Raw genomic sequence first — 18,967 nt, 5'->3', positions numbered from 1 at the left:
ATGACAGTTGTGATTCAGCAACGCCCTTGCATCGGGCCGGTCGAACCGCCACGTCGCAACAGGCAATTCTTGAACAGGCGGGGAGCAGGCAGTTGAGCGATTTTCGCAGGCTTTCGGGCACGGTGTGGGCAAGCCCGCAAATCGATGCAGAGGATATTGCCGAGGCGGCAGAGCAGGGCTTTACGCTGGTCATTAACAACCGCCCCGATCATGAAGAGTCCAGCCAACCCGAAGGTGCCAGCATCGAAGCCGCCGTGCGCGCGGCCGGGATGGACTATCTGGCGATTCCCATCGACCATACAGGCATATCGGACGAGAAGATCGCCGCCATGGCGCAAGCGCTTGCAGGCCTTGCGGATGGCGGCAAAGTGCTAGCCTTTTGCCGTTCGGGCACCCGCTCGACCTTTCTCTGGTCACTGGCGCAGGCCTCTGTCGGAATATCGGCTGATGATCTGATCGCTGCGGCTGCCGGTGCTGGTTACAACACCGCCGGTATGCGTGAGACGATGCAGCTGCTGGCGGAACAGGCGCGCGGCTGAGGCGAACCGGTGAACTCCGAGCTCCTGCAATTTGGCGGTAGCCTGCTGGCGATCACGGCGCTGGTGGCGCTTGCCCACTGGCTCGGCTTTTCGCGCAGCGCACGGCTCGAAAGCGAAGAAGCGGCACGCCAGCTCCTCGCTCTGGCCCCCGGCGGTTTTCCCGTTGCCGCGCTCGCCCTCGCCGCCGACGGTGCGGGCGCCATTGCGCGCAGCCGCGACGGCCGGCTGGCCCTGCTTAGGCCGCATGGCGGGCGCTTTATCGCGCAGCCGCTTCCCCCGGAAACGCTGCTGGAGGCGCAAGGCGAGACGCTGTGCATCCACACGACGCCGCGAATCGCTTTGCAGCTGGGCCAAGAGGCACAGGCTTGGGCGCAGGCTGGGGCGCAGCGCCCCGTTGCTGCTAGGTAAGCCGCGATGCCGTTCGATCCCGTAGCCTTTGCGATTCCCCTGTTCGTGGTGCTCGTCATCGCCGAGATGCTGTGGGCACGGCGGCGCAATCCCGTGGCTTACGAATCGCGCGATACGGCAACATCATTGGCCATCGGGCTCGGCAGCACGGTCGCGGGCGCGCTGACCGGCGGCGTGGTTGCCGGAACGCTCGTCTGGGCGCATTCGGTGAGTCCGATTAGCCTCGGCTGGGTCTGGTGGGCGTGGCCGCTCTGCTTCGTGCTCGATGATCTCGCCTATTACGCCTTCCACCGCAGCGCGCACCGCGTCCGCTGGTTCTGGGCGAGCCATGTGAACCACCATTCGAGCCAGCACTACAACCTCTCCACCGCGCTGCGGCAAAGCTGGACGGGGTTCTTCGCGCTGACTTTCGTCTTCCGCCTGCCGCTCGCTTTCGCAGGCTTCGAGCCGGGGATGATTCTGGTGTGCGGCGGCTTCAATCTCATCTACCAGTTCTGGATCCACACCGAGAGCATCAAGCGGATGCCGCGCTGGTTCGAAGCGGTGATGAACACGCCGAGCCACCACCGTGTGCACCATGCGGTGAACCCGCGCTATCTCGACAAGAACTACGCGGGCACCTTCATCATCTGGGACAGGATGTTCGGCACCTTTGTGGCAGAAGATGATGCCGATCCGATCCGCTACGGCATTGTCAGCCAGCTGGGCACGTTCAATCCGCTGAAGGCGGTGTTCCACGAATGGGCGGCGCTGCTCAAAGACCTGTGGCGCGCACCTTGGCGGCACAAGCTGTCTTATCTCTTGCGCGAACCCGGCTGGACGCATGACGGCAGCCGCGAAACCTCGGACATGATCCGCGCCCGCTGGGAACGGGATAAGCTCGACAGCTAACTGCCCGAACCGGGGCCGAACATGATCTCGACCCGGCGGTTCTGCGCTTCGCGTACGCCATCGCTGGTCGGGACGCGCGAGCGGCTCTCGCCATAGGCCTCGGCGGCCATCATGTTCCCGGGCACCCCGCGATCCGCCAAATAGGTGCGCACCGCCGCATTGCGCCGCTGCGACAGGGTGACGTTGTAGCCCTGCGGCCCGGAACGGTCGGCGTGGCCGGCCAGCATCACCGATGCATTGCCGCAATTGGCGTAAGCGCGGATAACCGAATCCAGCACCTGCTCGGCTTCGATTGTGATCGCAGCCTCATCCCAGTCGAAATAGACGATGTAAGGGCCGGTCTCGCAAGGAACCGGAGGTGGAAGACGGGGGCCAGGCGGCGGGCGCCGCACAGGCGCGGGCGCGATGGCCGCAACCGGCGGCGCGCTCGGTTGGATCATTGGCGCTTCGCGGCCACCGCCAAACCGCACGGTCAGCCCGAGCGAAAGGCTGTGCGTCGCCAGTTCGAATTGCGTATCGCGCCCCAGCGTATCGTCGACTTCAAATTCCAGCGTGCTGAAATAGCGGTAGCGCAGGCCCAGATCGACACGCTCGCTCACCGGCACGCGCGCTTCGGCGAGCGCCTGCCACGCCCATTCGCTATCGCGCGCGTCGAGATGCGCGATGGTGCTTCCTGCCAGCGCCGTATCCGCCTGCATCCAGCTGCGCCCGACCCCGCCGCCGATAGCAAAGCGCGCCCCGTCTTCTTCGCCAAACTCGGCCAGCGTGTTCGCCATCAGTGAGGCGAGCGAGAAATCCCCGCCATAGGGGAAGCTGCCATTGGCGAGGCTCTCGCCGCCAGCGGGAAGGCCCTGCGTCGCCACGCTGATCTCGTCCGCGCCGAAGCTCTGGTAGGAGCCTTCCAGCTCGGTGCGCAGCCAGTCCCAGCGATAGCCCGCGCGCAGCGATGCGCCCCAGCCGGTCTTGCCGGTGCTTGTGGCGTCTTCGCGCACGCCAGCGATGTCACTGCTGAACTCCACCGGCAGCACCGCGCCAGCATCGGCCGCGATGTAGGGCCCGCTCTCCTGCGCCGCTGCCGGAGCAGCAAGCGCGATCAGCGCCATGCCTGCCAAATGTGCCGCTATTCCCCGCATTCTGCCTCTCCAACCCTGCGCCTTACGCGCTTCTACGCGGGCCGCGCGGCGGGCGCAATCGCGCAGCAAGAGGCGAGCTACAGCGCCAGCTCGCCGCTTTCGCCGGTGCGGATGCGGGTCGCGCCTGCCAGTTCGAGCACAAAGATCTTGCCGTCGCCGATCTGGCCATTGTTTGCTGCATTGCGGATGGTTTCGACAATCTGCGGGGCGAGCGCATCGTCGCAGGCGATTTCCAGCCGCACTTTGGGCAGCATGTTCACCGCATATTCGGCCCCGCGATAAATCTCGTTCTGGCCCTTTTGCCGCCCGAACCCCTTCGCCTCGCACACCGTCATTCCAGCCACACCGATCCCCGCGAGCGCCTCGCGCACAGCTTCCAGCCGGTGCGGTTTGATCACGGCAATGACGAGTTTCATGGCGCGGCCCCCTTTTTGCAGCTCTTGCCGCCAGCTTGTGCGGCGCAGCCGCGCGGCTGGCAAGTCCCCACGCGGCACGCGGGCACAAAAAAGGGGCCGGAGCGGGTGGCTCCGGCCCTTGGCAGTTTTTATGTTCGCAGGAGGAACGAGGTGAGGCAGAGCCGGGGAGAGAGAGGAGAGGTCCCGGCCCTGCCAAACTTGGGTTAGTTGTAAGCGCGCTCTCCATGTTCGGAGATGTCGAGGCCGTTGACTTCGGCTTCCTCGTCAACCCGCAGGCCAACCAGCGCCTTGGTCACCAGACCAGCGATCAGCGTACCGACACCGGCCCAGACGATCGTGATGAGCACGCCCTTGATCTGGATCCAGAGCTGCACGCCGAGCGGATTGGCGGTGTCGCCAGCAGGCCCGCCGAGGAAGGCCTGATAGACCACCGCCGTGCCGATAGCGCCGACGATCCCGCCCACGCCGTGGATGCCGAAAGCATCGAGCGAGTCGTCATAACCGAACTTGCCCTTCACCTTGGCGACCGCGATGTAGCAGACGAGCGAAGAGATGATGCCGAGCAGGATCGCGCCGAACGGGCCGCTATTGCCCGCAGCAGGCGTCACGGCCACGAGGCCTGCAATCACGCCCGAGCAGAAGCCCAGTGCCGAACCCTTGTGGCCCGCCAGCTTCTCGATCACCATCCACGCGAGGCCGCCCGCTGCGGTGGCAACAAAGGTGTTGATCATGGCAAGCCCAGCCGAACCGTCAGCTTCGAGCGCCGAACCGGCGTTGAACCCGAACCAGCCCACCCACAGCAGGCCCGTGCCGACCATCGTCAGCGTCATCGAGTGCGGCGGCATCTGTTCTGCCGGATAGCCGCGACGCTTGCCGAGGAGGTAAGCAAGCACCAGGCCCGAGACACCGGCATTGATATGCACCACGGTGCCGCCGGCAAAGTCCAGCGCGCCATCGACATAGAGCAGGCCATTGCTCGCCCACACCATGTGGGCAATCGGGAAGTAGACGATTGTAAGCCAAAGCGGCACGAACAGCATCGTCGCGGCGAACTTCATCCGCTCTGCCGTGGCCCCCAGGATCAGCGCCGCGGTAATCGCCGCAAACGTCATCTGGAAGCTGATGAAGACATATTTGCTGATGACTTCATCGGTGAAGGTTGCCGCCGTGCTGCTGGCATCGGTGCCAATCAGGAAGTAGCTGCCGCCACTGATGAACATGCCCAGCGTGCCTTCGTAGGACGTATCCCCGAAAGCCAACGAATAGCCCCACATCACCCAGATCAGCATGGCGAGCGCCGCCGTCGCGCCGATCTGCGTCATGGTGGACAGCATATTCTTGGAACGGGTCAGGCCGCCGTAAAACAGCGCCAGACCCGGCAGGATCATCAGCAGGACGAGGATGGTCGAGGTCATCATCCAGGCGTTGTTGCCAGGATTGGGAACCGGCGCAGGAGCCGCCGCCATGGCGGGCCCCGCAACGAGCAGCGCGGCAGTTGCAGCAGCGCCAAGCTTGAAGAGAGATGTTTTCATTGAAGCTGACCCCTGTTTTACAGCGCGGTTTCGTCGGTTTCGCCGGTGCGGATGCGCGTGGTCGATGCCAGATCGAGCACGAAGATCTTCCCGTCGCCGATGCTTTGCGTGGTGGCGGTTTGCTGGATGGTTTCCACCACCTTGGGCGCCAGCTCATCGCTCGTCGCGATTTCCAGCTTCACCTTCGGCAGCATATTTACCGAATATTCGGCGCCGCGATAGATTTCGGTCTGGCCCTTCTGCCGACCGAAGCCTTTGACCTCCGAGACGGTCATTCCGGCAACGCCGATCCCGGCAAGGGCTTCGCGCACCTCGTCCAGCTTGAACGGCTTGATAATGGCGATGACAAATTTCATGCCTGACCCCTGTTGTATGCCGGAGGAATTCCCGGCTGGGGGTTCAAACAGCAAACTCCGTGCCAGTTCGGCTTTACACTTGTTTCACAAGGAGACTCCGCGATTGGCGGAGTATTGCCGATGCTGCATCGCACAAGAATCGGGCAGGTGCGCCTATTTTTCGGGCAGGTCTGCCCGCTCCAGCGCGAGCCGCGCGATGATCGGCAGATGATCAGACGCTTGCCGCGCCAGCGCGCTCGAATGCACACGCGCCGCGGCAAGCCGCCAATGCGGCGTGTGCATCACCCGGTCGAGCGACAGCAGCGGGCGGCGCGCGGGAAAGCTCTTGCCCGGCTCCACCATCTGCCAATGCGCCGCCAGCCCCCGCTCCCCGCCGATGGGGCGGAGCCATTCGTTGCAATCGCCCAGCATCACCGCAGGCAGGCCGGGCGCGCGGCTGGCATTGCACAGATGCGCAAATTGCCGCTTGCGCGCGAGCCCGCTCAAATCGAGATGCATGGCAGTGACGCAAATCTCCTGCCCCTGCGCGACCAGTCTTGCGCGCACTGCGCCGCGCGGTTCGAGGCTGGGGAGATGCTCGGCCTCAACTTGCGCGATACCAATCCCCTCGCGCACCAGCAGCGCATTGCCGTGCCAGCCCATGCTCGCCGGCTTGGTCGGCACTGCCGCCACTTGCCAGCCGCGCCGTTCAATGTCGCGCAGATCAAGCACGCTCTGCCGGTTGCCGAAGCGGATATCGACTTCCTGCAAGGCGACCACATCCGCGGCCATTTCATCCAATACATCGAGAATGCGCAACGGTACGCGCCGCCCGTCGCCGCCCACGCCCTTGTGGATATTGTAGCTGGCGAATGTCAGCTCCATGCGATCAGGCTTGCTATTCGCCGGCAATATAGCGGTCGGTCTTGCGGGTGGGCAGGCCGTCAATGCTGCCGGGGTGGTTCTGCCGCTTGGCGAGCCACTTTTCCTCGTCCACTCCGCTATGCGCTTTGACCAGCGTGTTGCGCTCCGACTTCAGCTCCATAAACGGGACGCCCCAGCCGCAGCTCGTCTGCACGCTCTCGACCTGTATATCGAAGATTTGCCGCGTGCCGGGCAGGAGGGTGAAATGCGCGGCCAGTTCCGCCCAGCCGTCATCCGCCGGAAGCACCGGCGTGCCGCGCCCGTAAATGCGCAGGATCAGCGCGGGCTGATCGAAATTGCAAAACATGATCGTGATGCGGCCATCGGCGAGCAGATGCGCATTGGTCTCATTCCCCGAACCCGCCAGATCGAGCCACGCAACACGGTCGGGCGCCAGCACGCGAAACGCATCATAGCCCTTGGGCGAGAGATTGATCCGCGCATCCGCTGCCGCGGTGGCGACAAAGAACACCGGCTGGCGTTCGATCATGGCGATGTGTTTGTCAGTGAGCGTGTCGGAGAAGTCGGCCATAGCGGCGAGCCTAGGCCCGCGCGCCACGCTTGTCACCGCTCCTTCGTGGCCGAGAACACGATCTCCGGGTTCTTTTCCTGCTGGTAGCCGACATCCCACGGGCTCTTGGCCATGAACACCAGATCGCCGTCGCGGTCTTTGCCGAGATTGCCCTGGTTGAAGCGCTCGAACTCGTCGATTTTGGCTTGCGGACCCTTGAGCCAGCGCGCGGTCGCGAAAGGCGAGGGTTCGAGCGCCGCCTCGACCTTATATTCCGCCTCCAGCCGCGAGATCAGCACTTCCAGCTGCAACTGCCCGACCACGCCGACAATGCTTGATCCGCCGATGATCGGGTAGAACACCTGGATCACGCCCTCTTCGGACAAATCATCCAGCGCCTTGCGCAATTGCTTGGTCTTGGTCGGGTCTTTCAGCTGCACGCGGCGCAGGATTTCCGGCGCGAAATTGGGCAGACCGGTGAAGCGGATGGTGTTCTTCTCGCTGAGCGTATCGCCCACGCGCAGCGTGCCGTGATTGGGAATGCCGATAATGTCGCCGGGGCTGGCGGTATCGGCAATCTCGCGGTCTTGCGCGAAGAACAGGATGGGCGAATGCACCGCGATGGGTTTTCCCAGCCCGCTCGGCGTCAGTTTCATGCCGCGTTTGAACGTGCCCGACACCTGCCGCATGAACGCGATGCGGTCGCGGTGGTTGGGGTCCATATTGGCCTGCACCTTGAAGATGAAGCCGGTGACCTCATCGCGCTCCGGCCCGATTGTCTCCTCACCCGCGGGTTGCGGACGCGGCGGCGGGGCATAGCGGGCAATCGCGTCGATGAGCTCCTCCACCCCGAAATTCTTCAAGGCGGAGCCGAAATAGACGGGCGTCAGATCGCCATTGCGATAGGCTTCCAGATCAAGCTCGGGATAGCCTGCGCGCGCCAGTTCGATTTCCTCGGCATAATTATCCGGGATAGCGGCATCGGCATCGCGCTTGCCCAGATACTCCTTCGAGCCACCCTCGGGCCGCGCGACCTCGCCGGTGCGGAAATCGAGCAGGCCTTCGAACAGCCCGCCCATGCCGATGGGCCACATTTGCGGGCTGACATCGAGCGCCAGCTTGTCCGCCACTTCGTCCAGAGTCTCGAACGCGTCGCGGCCTTCGCGGTCCACCTTGTTGACGAAGGTGATGATCGGCACGCTGCGCAGGCGGCAGACTTCGAACAGCTTGAGCGTCTGCGGCTCGATCCCCTTGGCGGCGTCAATCACCATGATGGCGGAATCGACCGCGGTCAGCGTGCGATAGGTGTCTTCGGAGAAATCCTCGTGCCCCGGCGTATCGAGCAGGTTGAAGGTAATCGTCTCTCCGTTGAAATCTTTTTCGAAGGTCATCACGCTGGAGGTGACCGAGATGCCACGTTGCTGCTCGATCTTCATCCAGTCCGACCGCGCCCGCCGCGCTTCCCCGCGCGCCTTCACCGCCCCCGCCGCATGAATCGCCCCGCCTTGCAGCAGGAGCTTTTCCGTGAGCGTGGTCTTCCCCGCGTCAGGGTGCGAAATGATGGCGAAGGTTCTTCTGGTGGACATGGCTTGCGCGCCTAGCCGAGCGAGGCATCGCGGTCGAGAGCGATCATATCAGCCGAACGGGTCGGGAACCGTGCGCTCCTGACCCAGGACCCAGTCGCTTCCATCATAGGCGTCTTCGCGGTCACCGAACTGCACCAGCGTGCCTGCCGGAGCACCGAGAACTGGTAAATGGAAGCGCAGCAATTCCCGAACCTTGTCCAGATGCGACGCTTCGATGTCGACAATGCAATAGGCGATCTCGTCCTTGCCGTCTGGCGTCCATTCATCGCGTTCAAAATATAGCGTTCCGCCACCCGATGAGCAGCCGAGACCTGCGAGCCGAAGCTCGGCATCCAACGGAATGCTGAAGCGCGCGTGCCGCTCGAATGGGTCGATATCGCCTGGAACTGCGACAGTCATAAAAATATCCGCGTCTGGCGCCGTTTCCGGATCGGGCAAGCCCTGGGTCAGACGCTCGATAAGTTTCACCCACGCAGCTCCGCACCCAGCTTCCCAGCCGACGCAACAACCGCCTCCGAAATCGCCTTCAGCTCGTCATCCTTGAACGACTTCTCGCCCGGTTGCAGCGTCACTTCTACTGCGACCGATTTCTTGCCTTCGGGCACGCCTTGGCCAGCGAAGACGTCGAACACGCGGGCATCGACGATGTTCACCTTGTCCGCGCCTTTGGCCGCGCGCAGCAGGTCGCCCGCCGGGAGGCCAGCGGGGACGAGGAAGGCGAAATCGCGGGTTACCGCTTGCAAGGCGGGCGGGGCGTAATGCGGTTTGGCGAAGCCGGATTTGCCCTTCTTCGCAGGGATCGCATCGAGATACATCTCCACTGCGACCACCGGGCCATCGACATCGAAGGTTGCGAGCGTTGCCGGATGCAGCGCGCCGAAGCGGGCGAGCACGGTCTTGGGGCCGAGCCGCAGAGTGCCCGACTGGCCGGGATGGAATTGCGGCCCTGCTTCTCCCATCACTTGCAAATTCGCTACCGGAGCGCCGGCTTCCGCCAGCAAAGCTTCAGCCTCAGCCTTGGCGTCGTAGGCGTCGAACAGCGTGGCCTTGCCTGTGGCCCAGCCGCGCGGGGTCTTCTCGCCCGCCAGCAGCACGGCGAGCGTGGGATGTTCGGCAGACGAACTATCAGCGCTGCGCAAATAACGGCGACCGACTTCGAACAGGCGCAGGCTATCCGCGCCGAGATCGGCATTGCGTTTGGCAGCGGCGAGCAGGCCGGGGAGGAGCGAGGGGCGCATCGCCTTCATGTCCTCGCTGATCGGATTGTCGAGCACCCAGAGCGGCGCGCTAGCCGAAAAATGTTCGGCATCGGGTACCGGCAGGAAGCTCCATGTCACCGCCTCGTTCAGCCCGCGCGCGGCGGCGGCGCGGCGCACGCGGCGCTCAAGCTGCTGCTGCGGCGTGGCGGTGGGCTTGGCCACACCCTCTGCACGGGGGAGCGCGACACTGGCGACATTGTCGATGCCGTAGATCCGCACCACTTCCTCGACCAGATCGGCTGGGCCTTCGATATCGTGGCGGCGCAGCGGGCACGTGACGTTCCAACCCGCATCGACCGCGAAATCGAGCGCTTCGAGGATGCGTTTCTGCTCTTGCGCCGGCACTTCGACCCCGCCCAGCTTCGCCGTCATCGCCGGATCGAACGCCACCACTTTGGGCGCGTTCGGCGGCGAGCCTGCGCGCACCACCTCGCTCGGCGTCCCGCCGCACAGGCGCAGCACAAGGTCGGTCAGAATGGCAAGGCCGTCATCAAGGAAAGCCGGATCGACGCCGCGCTCGAACCGGGTGCGAGCATCGGTGGCAAGACCCAGCTTGCGGCCCGTCACCCCGATCTGCTCGGGATCGAAATAGGCGATTTCGAGCAGCACATCGGTCGTGCCGTCCTGCACTGCCGAATGTTCGCCGCCCATGATCCCGGCAATATCGTGCACGCCCGCATCATCGGCAATCACCGTCATGCTGGAATCGAGCGTGTAGCTCTTTTCGTTCAAGGCCTTCACGCTCTCGCCATCGACCGCACGGCGAGCGACGACGGGGCCGGTCAACATGGCAAGATCGTAGACGTGCGCAGGCCTGCCGAAAGCCAGCATCAGATAATTGGTGATGTCCACCAGCGCGCTTTTGGGCCGCTGGCCTGCCGCGATCAGCCGCTGCTGCATCCAGTCGGGCGAAGGGCCGTTGGTCACACCGGTAATGACGCGGCCATAGAAGGCCGGACAGCCTTCGGGATCGTCGGTGCGGATTTTGACCGGGCAAGGCGCTTGCGCGGCGATGTCCGGCGCGGTGACCGGTTTCAGCGTGCCAAGGCCAGCCGCCGCCAGATCGCGGGCTATGCCATAAACGCCCATGCAATCGGGGCGATTGGGCGTGATCGCCACGTCGAAAATAGGCGAGGCATTGTGATAGTCGGCAAAGGCGGTGCCGACAGGCGCATCAGCGGGCAGTTCGATAATCCCGTCATGCTCGTCGCCCAGCTCCAGCTCGCGCACCGAGCACATCATGCCGTTCGATTCGACGCCGCGGATCGCGCTCTTGCGCAGCACCATGCCGTTCGCCGGGACGACCGCACCAGCAAGCCCAAGCACGCCTTTCATCCCCGCACGCGCATTGGGCGCGCCGCAGACGACTTGGAGCGGCTCGCCTTCACCAGTGTTGACCGTGAGCACTTGCAGCTTGTCGGCATCGGGATGCGGCGCAGCGGTGAGCACTTCGGCCACGTGGAATCCGGCCAGCTTTGCCGCCGGATCGTCGATCTCTTCGACTTCGATGCCGATGGCATTCAGCTTGGCGGCAATTTCCTCCACCGTCGCTTCGGTTTCGAGGAAATGTTTCAGCCATTCGAGCGAGAACTTCATGCCTTTGCTCCCACACCGCCGGAAAGGGTTGGCTGGTCAAGCCCGCTGAACCCGTAATGCGACAGCCAGCGCGCATCGCCGTCAAAAAAGGCGCGCAGATCGTCCATTCCGTATTTGAGCATGGCGAGCCGGTCTACGCCGACGCCAAAGGCAAAGCCCTGCCACTCGTCGGGGTCGAGTCCGGCAAATGCGATCACCCGCCGGTTGACCATACCGCTACCCAGCAGCTCCATCCAGCCATGCCCCGGCGCGTCGCCGCTGCCGCCCAGCACCCGCTTGCCGTTCTCGATAGCAAAGCCGACATCGACTTCCACCGAAGGCTCGGTGAAGGGGAAATAGGAAGGGCGCAGCCGCAACACGATATCGTCGGTTTCGAAGAAAGCCTTGAGGAAAGTCTCCAGCGTCCATTTGAGGTGGCCGAGATGGATATCCCGGTCGATCACCAGCCCTTCAACCTGATGGAACATCGGCGTATGCGTGGCGTCGCTGTCCGAACGGTAGACGCGGCCCGGCGCGATAATGCGCAAAGGAGCACCTTCGGCGATCATGGTGCGGATTTGCACGGGACTGGTATGCGTCCGGAGCAACATTTTTCCGCCATTGGGCGCCCGGTGGTTATCGCCGAAATAGAAGGTATCGTGCATCGCCCGCGCCGGATGGCTTTCAGGCATATTGAGCGCGGTGAAATTGTACCAGTCGTCCTCGATCTCCGGCCCGGTAGCGACCGAGAAGCCCAGATCGGCGAAGATTTCGGACAGCTCGTCCATCACCTGGCTCACCGGATGCACGCTGCCCTTGGGCACAGAGGGAGCGGGCAGGGTGAGGTCAAGCGTTTCGGTGGCGAGCCGCGCTTCGAGTTCGGCCGCTTCGAGCGCCGTCTTCTTCGCCTCGATCGCATCGGCCACGCGGGCGCGGATGCCCTGAATGCGGGGGCCTTCGCTTTGCCGTTCCTCGGGCGTCATTTTGCCCAGCGTTTTCATCAGCGCGCTGATCCAGCCCGCCTTGCCCAGCGCTTCCACACGGATCGCTTCGACATCGCCCGCACTGGCCGCAGCATCGAGGCGCGCCAGCGTATCGGAAACTTGCTTCTCTTGTTCGGTGCTCATGGGCTCGCTCGCTTAGTGGGCATAAACAAAAAGCGCCACCCTTTCGGATGGCGCTTCCTGAATTTCATGGCAATCAGCAATCAGGCCGGAAGCGCTTCCTTGGCCTGCTTGATGATGCCGCTAAAGGCTGCGCCTTCGTTCATCGCCAGATCGGCCATGACCTTGCGGTCCAGCTCGATCCCGGCCAGCTTCACGCCGTGCATGAACTGCGAATAGGTGAGGCCTTCGGCGCGCACCGCAGCGTTGATACGCTGGATCCACAGAGCGCGGAAATTGCGCTTGTTCACCTTGCGGTCGCGATAGGCGTACTGGCCGGCCTTTTCGACGGCCTGACGGGCGACGCGGATCGTATTTTTGCGACGGCCGCGGTAACCCTTGGCCTGTTCGAGAACGCGCTTGTGTTTAGCGCGGGTGGTCACACCACGTTTAATGCGAGGCATATCTTATCTCCTTATCCCCGGCTCAGCTAAGGCCGTAGGGTGCCCACTTTTTGACGGCTGCAAAGTCGGCCTTGGCCAGAACCTTGGTGCCGCGCTGCTGGCGGATATACTTGGCATTGTGGCTGATCAGGCGGTGGCGCTTTCCGGCGACACCATGCTTGACCTTGCCGGTGGCAGTGAGCTTGAAGCGCTTTTTGACACCGCTCTTGGTCTTCAGCTTGGGCATTTTCGTCTCCTAGTTCGAGAACACGTCCAACCAGCCCTGGCAGCCCTTTCAGCCAGACCGGAAGAAGAATCACGTGTCAGTGAAGGGGGCGCACATAGCGGATCGGCCAGCGAATGCAAGCATCTCAGCTAGCATTGCTGCGCCGCCAGTTATCGTAATTCACCTTCGCCTCCTGCACAAAGCCGGAGCGGGCGATGATTTTCAGCACGCCCTTGTTCACCCAAGAAAGCGGGCGTTTGAGCGGGCGTTCGAAATCGACGAACAGAACCACGCGCGGCCTGTCTGTGAGGTTGCGCGCCGAATGGTAATAGGTGTCGTCAAAAATCAGGCTCTTTCCTTCCGCCCAGCCGCGAGTCTCGCCATCAACCGTGATGTCGATTGTCTCGCCCTCCGGCACGACCACCCCCAAATGATAGCGCAGCACACCTTTATAGGGCCCGCGATGGAGCGGGATCTGCTTGCCCGGCGCAAGAATGGAGAAGAACGCGGTGACCAACCCCGGCACATTCTGGAGCGCCGCCCAGGTTTGCGGGCAGGCGGCGATATTCTCTTCGAAAGGCAGGCCGTAGCCGAGGAAGAAATAGGTCTGCCAGCGTTTGTCGTCGGTCAGCTTGGTCTGGTCGTGGCTGATTTCCTCGAAGCCGGGAATCGCCGCGCCGGAACCCAGCAGCGCGTCGAGTTCGGCGCGGATGGCGGGAAAGGCGGCTTCGAGCTTATGCGTCCACGCAAAGCTGGCCGGATCGTAGAAGGCCGGATCGCCGTGTAACGAGTTGCGCCCGATCACCGCTTCGATCCGCGGCACCAAGCCGCCTGCAATGGCGAGCGTGCGCGGCGGCGCAACGGGCTGTCCGGCGGTCATTGCAAGGCCTCCCGGTAATGGCCGCGCATCGCCGCTTGCTCGGCGGCATCGGCGCGGAAGGTGGGATAGCGACCGAAAATGCGCTCGGCGACCAGTTCCATGCGGTTGCCCACCAGCGCGAGCGGCCGTTCCCGGCCGGGATATACGCGGGGCTCTGCCAGCCTGCGCCCGCCGAAATTGCGCAGGTAAAATCCTTCATGGCCACGGCGCGGTGTGGCGATCAGCCATGACGGGGCAAAAGCCTGCGCCAGCACCACCGGAATGCGCACGGCCAGCAGGGCAAGCTGCGGAAAGTCTCGCGCGAGTTGCGGTTCCACGCAGAAGCAGCTCGAATCCACGATAGCGCAGCCGCTTGCCAGCCACGGCGATGTCACCTCGGGGAACACCGTGCAGGCTGGCGAGGTGGTCTGCGTTCCCCGCGCAATATGGACGCGGATCGAGGCGATGGGCTCGCCCTCCAGCAGCACGGCATATGTCCGCGCATTGGCGTCGCTATCGCCCGCTTCCCAGATCGCGCCCGAGCGATCCTCCGGCACCGCGCCTGCGGCCAGATAGGCACGGTAACGCAGGCGGGCGACCGCAGCCTGCTCTTGCTGTCCGACAATCACCGTTTGCAGCGCCCCGGCAAGCGCGCCCAGCCTGTCCGCACCGCATGCCATTCCGGCGGTCAGATCCTGCAATTGGGCGGCCTGCGATGGCACTTCCCCTGACAATACACTGGCATACATACGCCGCCCCCCAGCGATTCGATACCAAACGTATATTGCATAGCGGCGCACGGATGGAACGGATTTGCTGCGGGCCGCACGCAAAAAGGGGCGGCAAACCGAAGTTCGCCGCCCCTTTCCGCGATGATGCGTTTACGCTTGGCTTAGAAGCGCGCACCTAGGCTCACGCCCACGGTCGAGCGCTGGAAATCGAAGCCGTAAATGTCGTAGCTTTCGCTGATCGAGGTCTCGATCCGGCCATAAAAGTTTTCGCCGAAGCTGTGATCGTAGCCGAGGCCGAAATTGTAGCCGCCGCCGGTTTCGCTCTCGTCGAAATTGATGATCGTGCCATTGTCATTGAACGGGCCGACCAGATCAATGGTCTGCTGGCCGTAACCGGCCTTGGCATAGACCATGCCGTTGGTGCCGACGAGCAGACCGGCGTGGATGCCCGCTGCCCAGTAGCCGCCCGACGAAACGCACAGCTGGCCTTCGCATTCCTCAATCGTGGAGGCCGAGTAGTTGGCATAGGGGCCAACCACGACGCGGTTGCTCACGGGGAAATCGAAGCCGATTTCGCCGCCATAGGAAATGCCGCTGCCCAGTTCGTAATTGATGCCCTGATCGAGCTCGGGATCGTTCAGACGTTCCCACGCCACCTGGCCTTCGATACGGATGCCATCCTTGCCCTGGACGGGGCCTTCCTGGGCCAGTGCCGGGGTCGAAACAACAGCTGCCAGAACAGCCGCGACGGTGATGATTTTCATTGTGCTTCCCTTTAGCAAACGCAGCCCGTGCTGCGATGGCCTGCGCTTAATGCCGCAAAAATTTACCGCACATTACAGTTTGAGAACGCGCGATAATTTGCCCTTGTTTGTGGCTTTCGCACCACAGGTAAGTACATCCATTGGCGGGGTTCAACCGAGAATCGCGAGCACATCTTCCAGCCGCGCGGGATCGCCCAGCGCCAGCACCGTGCCATCGCTGCCTGCGTGCAAAGGCTCGCCGCGCCAGTCGCTCATCACTCCGCCCGCGCCTTCGACCACAGGGACAAGCGCGGCGTAATCGTGCAGCTTCAATCCCGCCTCGGCCACGATATCGAGATGGCCGGAAGCAAGGCAGCCGTAATTGTAGCAATCGCCGCCCATCACCATGCGCTTGTGATCGGTCTGGCCTGCCAGCGCCATGAAGCGGTCGCCCTGCTCCACGCTGAAATAATGCGGGCCGGTGGTGGCGATGGAGGCGTTGCCGAGTTCGGGGCACAGCCGCGCGCGAACAGGCTGGCCGTTGAAGGTGGTGCCTTTGCCGGTAATGCCCACCCAGCGTTCGCCCGTGATCGGCTGGTCGATCAGACCGAGCACGGGGAAGCCGTCCTCCAGCAGCGCGATCAGCGTGCCGAAAATCGGGCGTCCGGCCAGAAAGGCGGTGGTGCCATCGATCGGGTCGAGCACCCATTGGCGGCCCGATACGCCGTCTTTCACGCCGTATTCCTCGCCATGGATGCCGTCGGCGCTCGCTTCGGCTTCGATCAGCTTGCGCATCGCCGCTTCGGCATTGCGATCTGCGGCGGTCACGGGGGAGGCATCGCCCTTCGCCTCGCTATCGATCATCGTGCGGAACAGCGGGACGATCTCCGCCCGGGCCACGTCGGCGAGGCGCGAAATAAGCGCGATATCGGCAGCTGACGGCATGGTTCTTACCTGTTTATCCCTAATTCCGTTGCAATTTGTCGCAATTTTACACATTCATCGCGGTAATGAATGTGGGGCCGCAAATAACATCGCAGACGGGCGCGACCAAAAGCGGGTCTCCGCTAGCCTTGTCCCGCGCGCCTGCAAGCGATCTGCTGCCCTGGTGTTACTGGTGGAGCATTGCCGAAGGGCAATTGCCAGCGGGAATGCGCATAGACTGTGGCCGCGTGGTAGACCACCCTTGCATTACCATCATCTATCACGACGCATGGACCGCCGGCACCGCCGATGGCGAGCAGGTGTGGCACCCCGGCCCGCATGGCCGCGCGCTCTATTTCGGCCCCCAGTCCAAAATGATGCCGCTGGGCATTTCGGGCAAGTATGTGGCGATCACCGTCCACTTCAACCCCGGCGCAGCGCCGCTGCTCGGCTTTCCCAGCAATGCCGAAATGGTCAATCGCATCGTCGATCTGGACGAGCATTTCGGGCGCGATGTGCCGCTGGGTTCGCTGGTCGACCTGTCTGCCAGCCACGAAAAATGGCTCGCCGCGCTGGAGGACGGGTTCCTGCGCCCGCTCGTCGAAGCGGCTGGCCGGAAAGCGCCCGATGCCCTCTCACTCGAATTCGAGCAGCAATGCCTCGCCAATCCGGAAATCAGTGTCGAGGCCTTTGCCGAAGGACGCGACGTTTCGAAGCGGACGATCGAGCGGCTCATCAAGCAAACCTTCGGCCTGACGCCCAAGCAGGCGCTGCGCCGCGCGCGGGTGCTGGATATGGGCGCTGCCCTGCTCGACGTGGCGCGCCCCGAAGACCGGCCCGAGATAGAGCTACGCTATTTTGACCAGTCGCACCGGGTGAAGGAAGTGAAGGCCTTCTTTGGCATGGTGCCCACCGATTTGCAGAGAGGCCGCCACCCTTTCCTCCGGCTGGCGCTGGAAGTGCGCCAGCGGCGGCGGCTCGACGCGCTCAACCGCCTGAAGCCCGACGAGATCGGCCCATGGCGCGATCCAAACGCGGAACCGCGCTCGGGTGGACAAAACACCTAGTCAAACAGGCTCGACACGCTGCTTTCATCGGCGATGCGGCGGATGGCTTCGCCCAGCAACGGCGCAATCGTAAGCACGCGGATGCGGCTCGATTGCTTGGCTTCCTCGCTCGCATTGATGGTGTCGGTAATCACCAGCTCGGTCAGCGCGGAGGTATCCACCCGCGCCACCGCGCTGCCTGACAGCACGCCGTGGGTGATATAGGCGGCAACGCTTTTAGCCCCGTGATCGAGCAGCGCCTGCGCCGCGTTGCACAGCGTGCCGCCCGAATCGACGATATCGTCGATCAGGATGCATTTGCGCCCTTTCACATCGCCGATAATGTTCATCACTTCGCTTTCGCCCGGGCGGTCGCGGCGTTTGTCGACAATCGCCAGCGGGGCGTTGTCCAGCCGCTTGGCGAGCGAGCGGGCGCGCACCACGCCGCCGACATCGGGGGAAACGACCATCAGATCATCGTCGCCATACCGCGCCTGGATATCCGCCGCCATCGTCGGCGCGGCGTAGAGATTGTCGGTCGGGATATCGAAAAAGCCCTGGATCTGCCCGGCGTGGAGATCGACGGCCAGCACGCGGTCGGCCCCCGCCTCGGTAATCAGATTGGCCACCAGCTTGGCCGAAATCGGGGTGCGCGGGCCGGGTTTGCGATCCTGCCGGGCATAGCCGAAATAGGGCACCACAGCGGTAATCCGCGCCGCGGAAGCGCGCCGCAAAGCGTCGATGCCGATCAGCAATTCCATCAGATTGTCGTTCGCCGGAAAACTGGTCGACTGGACGATAAAGACGTCCTCCCCGCGCACGTTCTCGTGAATCTCGACGAAGATTTCCTCGTCGGCAAACCGGCGCACGCTGGCATCGGTGAGCGGGACTTCGAGATAGGCGGCAATCGCCCGGGCGAGCGGCAGGTTCGAATTGCCGGACATGATCTTCATGGAACGCGAATCCCCGTTAGCTGGTCGTGGCCACCGCCTAGCCGAGTGTCACGGAAATGCAACGCGCTGCGCCCGCCTTGTCCGCAGATGCCGCCTCACTGCGCCGCCGCGATCCCCCAATGTTTGGGGGGTGATTGTCCGCTGGTTGCGTGGCATGACGCGGAATATGGAGGGGGATACCACCAGTGCCGCCCGGATTGTGGTGATCGAGGATGACGCGCCGACGCGCGCCGCCTTTTGCGCCGCCATCACGCGCGATCCGCAGCTGGCGCTGGCAGGTGCGGCGGGCGACCATGACGAGGCGCTGCCGCTGATCGTGGCGGGCGAATATGACGTGCTGCTGGTCGATATCAATCTGGGCACCCGCAAGAGCTTCGACCTTATCGAGCTGTCGCGCGCCAATCACGAAGCGCGGATCATGGTCATCAGCGTGCTGGGGGACGAGGACAGCGTGATCAGCGCGATCGAGGCGGGAGCCGATGGCTACATCCTGAAAGATGGCGCCTTTGCCGATCTTGGCCAGCCGATTGCGCAGGTGCTCGCAGGCGAAGCGCCGATCAGCCCTGGCGTCGCGCGGCATTTGCTGCGCCGGTTCCAGCCCTCGACGATGGCCGGCAGCGATGCCGAGAGCGTGGCGCTGTCCCGGCGCGAACGGCAGGTGCTGACCGAATTCGCCCGCGGGGCTAGCTACAAGGAAGTGGCGCGCAAGTTTGATATCTCGCTGCACACTGTGGGCGATTATGTGAAGACGCTGTATCGCAAGCTGCAAGTCAATTCGCGCGGCGCGGCGGTGAACAAGGCGCTCAAGGCCGGGATGATCGAGCTGTGAT

22 protein-coding genes are annotated in these 18,967 nt (G+C 63.5%); 5 read left to right on the top strand and 17 right to left on the bottom strand.

Annotation, left to right across the window (positions count from 1 at the left end; all coding sequences use genetic code 11):
* Positions 1–92 precede the first annotated feature (92 nt).
* Genes GC121_RS05820 through GC121_RS05810 form a run of 3 tightly spaced genes read left to right on the top strand, consistent with a single transcriptional unit; the run spans position 93 to position 1,838 of the window.
* A complete protein-coding gene (locus tag GC121_RS05820; RefSeq protein WP_151973188.1) occupies positions 93–539 on the top strand; it encodes a TIGR01244 family sulfur transferase in 447 nt (148 codons plus the stop codon).
* A gap of 9 nt (positions 540–548) precedes the next feature.
* A complete protein-coding gene (locus GC121_RS05815; protein ID WP_151973187.1) occupies positions 549–947 on the top strand; it encodes a hypothetical protein in 399 nt (132 codons plus the stop codon).
* 6 nt (positions 948–953) lie between these two features.
* Positions 954–1,838, top strand: a complete 885-nt coding sequence (locus tag GC121_RS05810; RefSeq protein ID WP_151973186.1) for a sterol desaturase family protein — start codon at positions 954–956, stop codon at positions 1,836–1,838.
* On the opposite strand, the gene GC121_RS05805 is transcribed toward GC121_RS05810, so the two are convergent.
* The 16 genes from GC121_RS05805 to GC121_RS05730 all read right to left on the bottom strand — a co-directional run bounded on the left by GC121_RS05805 (position 1,835) and on the right by GC121_RS05730 (position 16,159).
* The gene (locus GC121_RS05805; protein WP_151973185.1) at positions 1,835–2,971 is read right to left on the bottom strand and encodes an OmpA family protein; all 1,137 of its coding nucleotides are present in this window, start codon (positions 2,969–2,971) and stop codon (positions 1,835–1,837) included. The genes GC121_RS05810 and GC121_RS05805 overlap by 4 nt on opposite strands.
* A 77-nt stretch (positions 2,972–3,048) precedes the next feature.
* Complete coding sequence (locus tag GC121_RS05800) at positions 3,049–3,387, bottom strand: P-II family nitrogen regulator (RefSeq protein ID WP_151973184.1); 339 nt, start codon at positions 3,385–3,387, stop codon at positions 3,049–3,051.
* Positions 3,388–3,590: 203 nt separating this feature from the next.
* A complete protein-coding gene (locus GC121_RS05795) occupies positions 3,591–4,919 on the bottom strand; it encodes an ammonium transporter (protein ID WP_151973183.1) in 1,329 nt (442 codons plus the stop codon).
* Between the two features lie 17 nt (positions 4,920–4,936).
* Entirely contained in the window at positions 4,937–5,275 is a 339-nt protein-coding gene (locus tag GC121_RS05790) for a P-II family nitrogen regulator (RefSeq protein ID WP_151973182.1), read from the bottom strand.
* Positions 5,276–5,428: 153 nt separating this feature from the next.
* Positions 5,429–6,139: an endonuclease/exonuclease/phosphatase family protein gene (locus GC121_RS05785; RefSeq protein ID WP_151973181.1), complete on the bottom strand. Its 711-nt coding sequence runs from the start codon at positions 6,137–6,139 to the stop codon at positions 5,429–5,431.
* A 13-nt stretch (positions 6,140–6,152) separates the two neighbouring features.
* On the bottom strand, positions 6,153–6,710 hold the full coding sequence (locus GC121_RS05780) for a pyridoxamine 5'-phosphate oxidase family protein (protein ID WP_151973180.1): 558 nt from the start codon (positions 6,708–6,710) through the stop codon (positions 6,153–6,155).
* A gap of 32 nt (positions 6,711–6,742) precedes the next feature.
* Positions 6,743–8,275: a peptide chain release factor 3 gene (locus GC121_RS05775; RefSeq protein WP_151973179.1), complete on the bottom strand. Its 1,533-nt coding sequence runs from the start codon at positions 8,273–8,275 to the stop codon at positions 6,743–6,745.
* Between the two features lie 48 nt (positions 8,276–8,323).
* Positions 8,324–8,743, bottom strand: coding sequence for a hypothetical protein (locus tag GC121_RS05770; RefSeq protein WP_151973178.1), 420 nt, complete (start codon positions 8,741–8,743; stop codon positions 8,324–8,326).
* On the bottom strand, positions 8,740–11,130 hold the full coding sequence (gene pheT, locus GC121_RS05765) for a phenylalanine--tRNA ligase subunit beta (RefSeq protein ID WP_151973177.1): 2,391 nt from the start codon (positions 11,128–11,130) through the stop codon (positions 8,740–8,742). Before pheT ends, GC121_RS05770 begins: the two co-directional genes overlap by 4 nt.
* On the bottom strand, positions 11,127–12,236 hold the full coding sequence (gene pheS / locus GC121_RS05760; RefSeq protein ID WP_151973176.1) for a phenylalanine--tRNA ligase subunit alpha: 1,110 nt from the start codon (positions 12,234–12,236) through the stop codon (positions 11,127–11,129). Before pheS ends, pheT begins: the two co-directional genes overlap by 4 nt.
* Before the next feature lie 80 nt (positions 12,237–12,316).
* Complete coding sequence (gene rplT, locus GC121_RS05755) at positions 12,317–12,676, bottom strand: 50S ribosomal protein L20 (RefSeq protein WP_151973175.1); 360 nt, start codon at positions 12,674–12,676, stop codon at positions 12,317–12,319.
* A 22-nt stretch (positions 12,677–12,698) separates the two neighbouring features.
* Complete coding sequence (gene rpmI, locus GC121_RS05750; RefSeq protein ID WP_151973174.1) at positions 12,699–12,902, bottom strand: 50S ribosomal protein L35; 204 nt, start codon at positions 12,900–12,902, stop codon at positions 12,699–12,701.
* A 124-nt stretch (positions 12,903–13,026) separates the two neighbouring features.
* Positions 13,027–13,761 (bottom strand): aspartyl/asparaginyl beta-hydroxylase domain-containing protein, encoded by a 735-nt coding sequence (locus GC121_RS05745; protein WP_151973173.1) that lies wholly within the window; start codon positions 13,759–13,761, stop codon positions 13,027–13,029.
* Positions 13,758–14,489, bottom strand: coding sequence for a hypothetical protein (locus tag GC121_RS05740; RefSeq protein ID WP_151973172.1), 732 nt, complete (start codon positions 14,487–14,489; stop codon positions 13,758–13,760). The genes GC121_RS05745 and GC121_RS05740 overlap by 4 nt, the downstream gene beginning before the upstream one ends.
* Positions 14,490–14,632: 143 nt before the next feature.
* Complete coding sequence (locus tag GC121_RS05735; RefSeq protein WP_151973171.1) at positions 14,633–15,235, bottom strand: outer membrane protein; 603 nt, start codon at positions 15,233–15,235, stop codon at positions 14,633–14,635.
* Between the two features lie 150 nt (positions 15,236–15,385).
* Positions 15,386–16,159 carry an inositol monophosphatase family protein gene (locus tag GC121_RS05730; protein WP_151973170.1) on the bottom strand — a complete coding sequence of 258 codons (774 nt, stop codon included), beginning with the start codon at positions 16,157–16,159 and terminating at the stop codon, positions 15,386–15,388.
* Between the two features lie 65 nt (positions 16,160–16,224).
* Here GC121_RS05730 and GC121_RS05725 point away from each other — a divergent pair, with 65 nt between their 5' ends.
* Positions 16,225–17,205 (top strand): helix-turn-helix domain-containing protein, encoded by a 981-nt coding sequence (locus GC121_RS05725; protein ID WP_151973169.1) that lies wholly within the window; start codon positions 16,225–16,227, stop codon positions 17,203–17,205.
* On the opposite strand, the gene GC121_RS05720 is transcribed toward GC121_RS05725, so the two are convergent.
* On the bottom strand, positions 17,202–18,137 hold the full coding sequence (locus GC121_RS05720; protein WP_151973168.1) for a ribose-phosphate pyrophosphokinase: 936 nt from the start codon (positions 18,135–18,137) through the stop codon (positions 17,202–17,204). The two genes, GC121_RS05725 and GC121_RS05720, sit on opposite strands and share 4 nt — an antisense overlap.
* Before the next feature lie 154 nt (positions 18,138–18,291).
* On the opposite strand from GC121_RS05720, the gene GC121_RS05715 reads away from it, so the two are divergent.
* Positions 18,292–18,966 (top strand): response regulator transcription factor, encoded by a 675-nt coding sequence (locus tag GC121_RS05715; RefSeq protein WP_199857769.1) that lies wholly within the window; start codon positions 18,292–18,294, stop codon positions 18,964–18,966.
* Position 18,967: the final 1 nt, after the last annotated feature.

The sequence above is a fragment of the Erythrobacter sp. EC-HK427 genome, assembly GCF_902498745.1.
Lineage (GTDB): Bacteria > Pseudomonadota > Alphaproteobacteria > Sphingomonadales > Sphingomonadaceae > Alteraurantiacibacter.
The sequence above is the reverse complement of the archived record's forward strand: the minus strand, read 5'-3'. Positions and strand labels throughout refer to the sequence as shown.

Excerpts from the sequence above, each read along its gene's own strand:
- GC121_RS05810 (WP_151973186.1), top strand. The coding sequence starts at position 954 with ATGCCGTTCGATCCCGTAGCCTTTGCGATTCCCCTGTTCGTGGTGCTC.
- GC121_RS05805 (WP_151973185.1), bottom strand. The coding sequence starts at position 2,971 with ATGCGGGGAATAGCGGCACATTTGGCAGGCATGGCGCTGATCGCGCTT.
- GC121_RS05800 (WP_151973184.1), bottom strand. The coding sequence starts at position 3,387 with ATGAAACTCGTCATTGCCGTGATCAAACCGCACCGGCTGGAAGCTGTG.
- GC121_RS05795 (WP_151973183.1), bottom strand. The coding sequence starts at position 4,919 with ATGAAAACATCTCTCTTCAAGCTTGGCGCTGCTGCAACTGCCGCGCTG.
- GC121_RS05790 (WP_151973182.1), bottom strand. The coding sequence starts at position 5,275 with ATGAAATTTGTCATCGCCATTATCAAGCCGTTCAAGCTGGACGAGGTG.
- GC121_RS05785 (WP_151973181.1), bottom strand. The coding sequence starts at position 6,139 with ATGGAGCTGACATTCGCCAGCTACAATATCCACAAGGGCGTGGGCGGC.
- GC121_RS05780 (WP_151973180.1), bottom strand. The coding sequence starts at position 6,710 with ATGGCCGACTTCTCCGACACGCTCACTGACAAACACATCGCCATGATC.
- GC121_RS05775 (WP_151973179.1), bottom strand. The coding sequence starts at position 8,275 with ATGTCCACCAGAAGAACCTTCGCCATCATTTCGCACCCTGACGCGGGG.
- pheT (WP_151973177.1), bottom strand. The coding sequence starts at position 11,130 with ATGAAGTTCTCGCTCGAATGGCTGAAACATTTCCTCGAAACCGAAGCG.
- pheS (WP_151973176.1), bottom strand. The coding sequence starts at position 12,236 with ATGAGCACCGAACAAGAGAAGCAAGTTTCCGATACGCTGGCGCGCCTC.
- rplT (WP_151973175.1), bottom strand. The coding sequence starts at position 12,676 with ATGCCTCGCATTAAACGTGGTGTGACCACCCGCGCTAAACACAAGCGC.
- rpmI (WP_151973174.1), bottom strand. The coding sequence starts at position 12,902 with ATGCCCAAGCTGAAGACCAAGAGCGGTGTCAAAAAGCGCTTCAAGCTC.
- GC121_RS05745 (WP_151973173.1), bottom strand. The coding sequence starts at position 13,761 with ATGACCGCCGGACAGCCCGTTGCGCCGCCGCGCACGCTCGCCATTGCA.
- GC121_RS05740 (WP_151973172.1), bottom strand. The coding sequence starts at position 14,489 with ATGTATGCCAGTGTATTGTCAGGGGAAGTGCCATCGCAGGCCGCCCAA.
- GC121_RS05735 (WP_151973171.1), bottom strand. The coding sequence starts at position 15,235 with ATGAAAATCATCACCGTCGCGGCTGTTCTGGCAGCTGTTGTTTCGACC.
- GC121_RS05730 (WP_151973170.1), bottom strand. The coding sequence starts at position 16,159 with ATGCCGTCAGCTGCCGATATCGCGCTTATTTCGCGCCTCGCCGACGTG.
- GC121_RS05725 (WP_151973169.1), top strand. The coding sequence starts at position 16,225 with ATGAATGTGGGGCCGCAAATAACATCGCAGACGGGCGCGACCAAAAGC.
- GC121_RS05720 (WP_151973168.1), bottom strand. The coding sequence starts at position 18,137 with ATGAAGATCATGTCCGGCAATTCGAACCTGCCGCTCGCCCGGGCGATT.
- GC121_RS05715 (WP_199857769.1), top strand. The coding sequence starts at position 18,292 with ATGACGCGGAATATGGAGGGGGATACCACCAGTGCCGCCCGGATTGTG.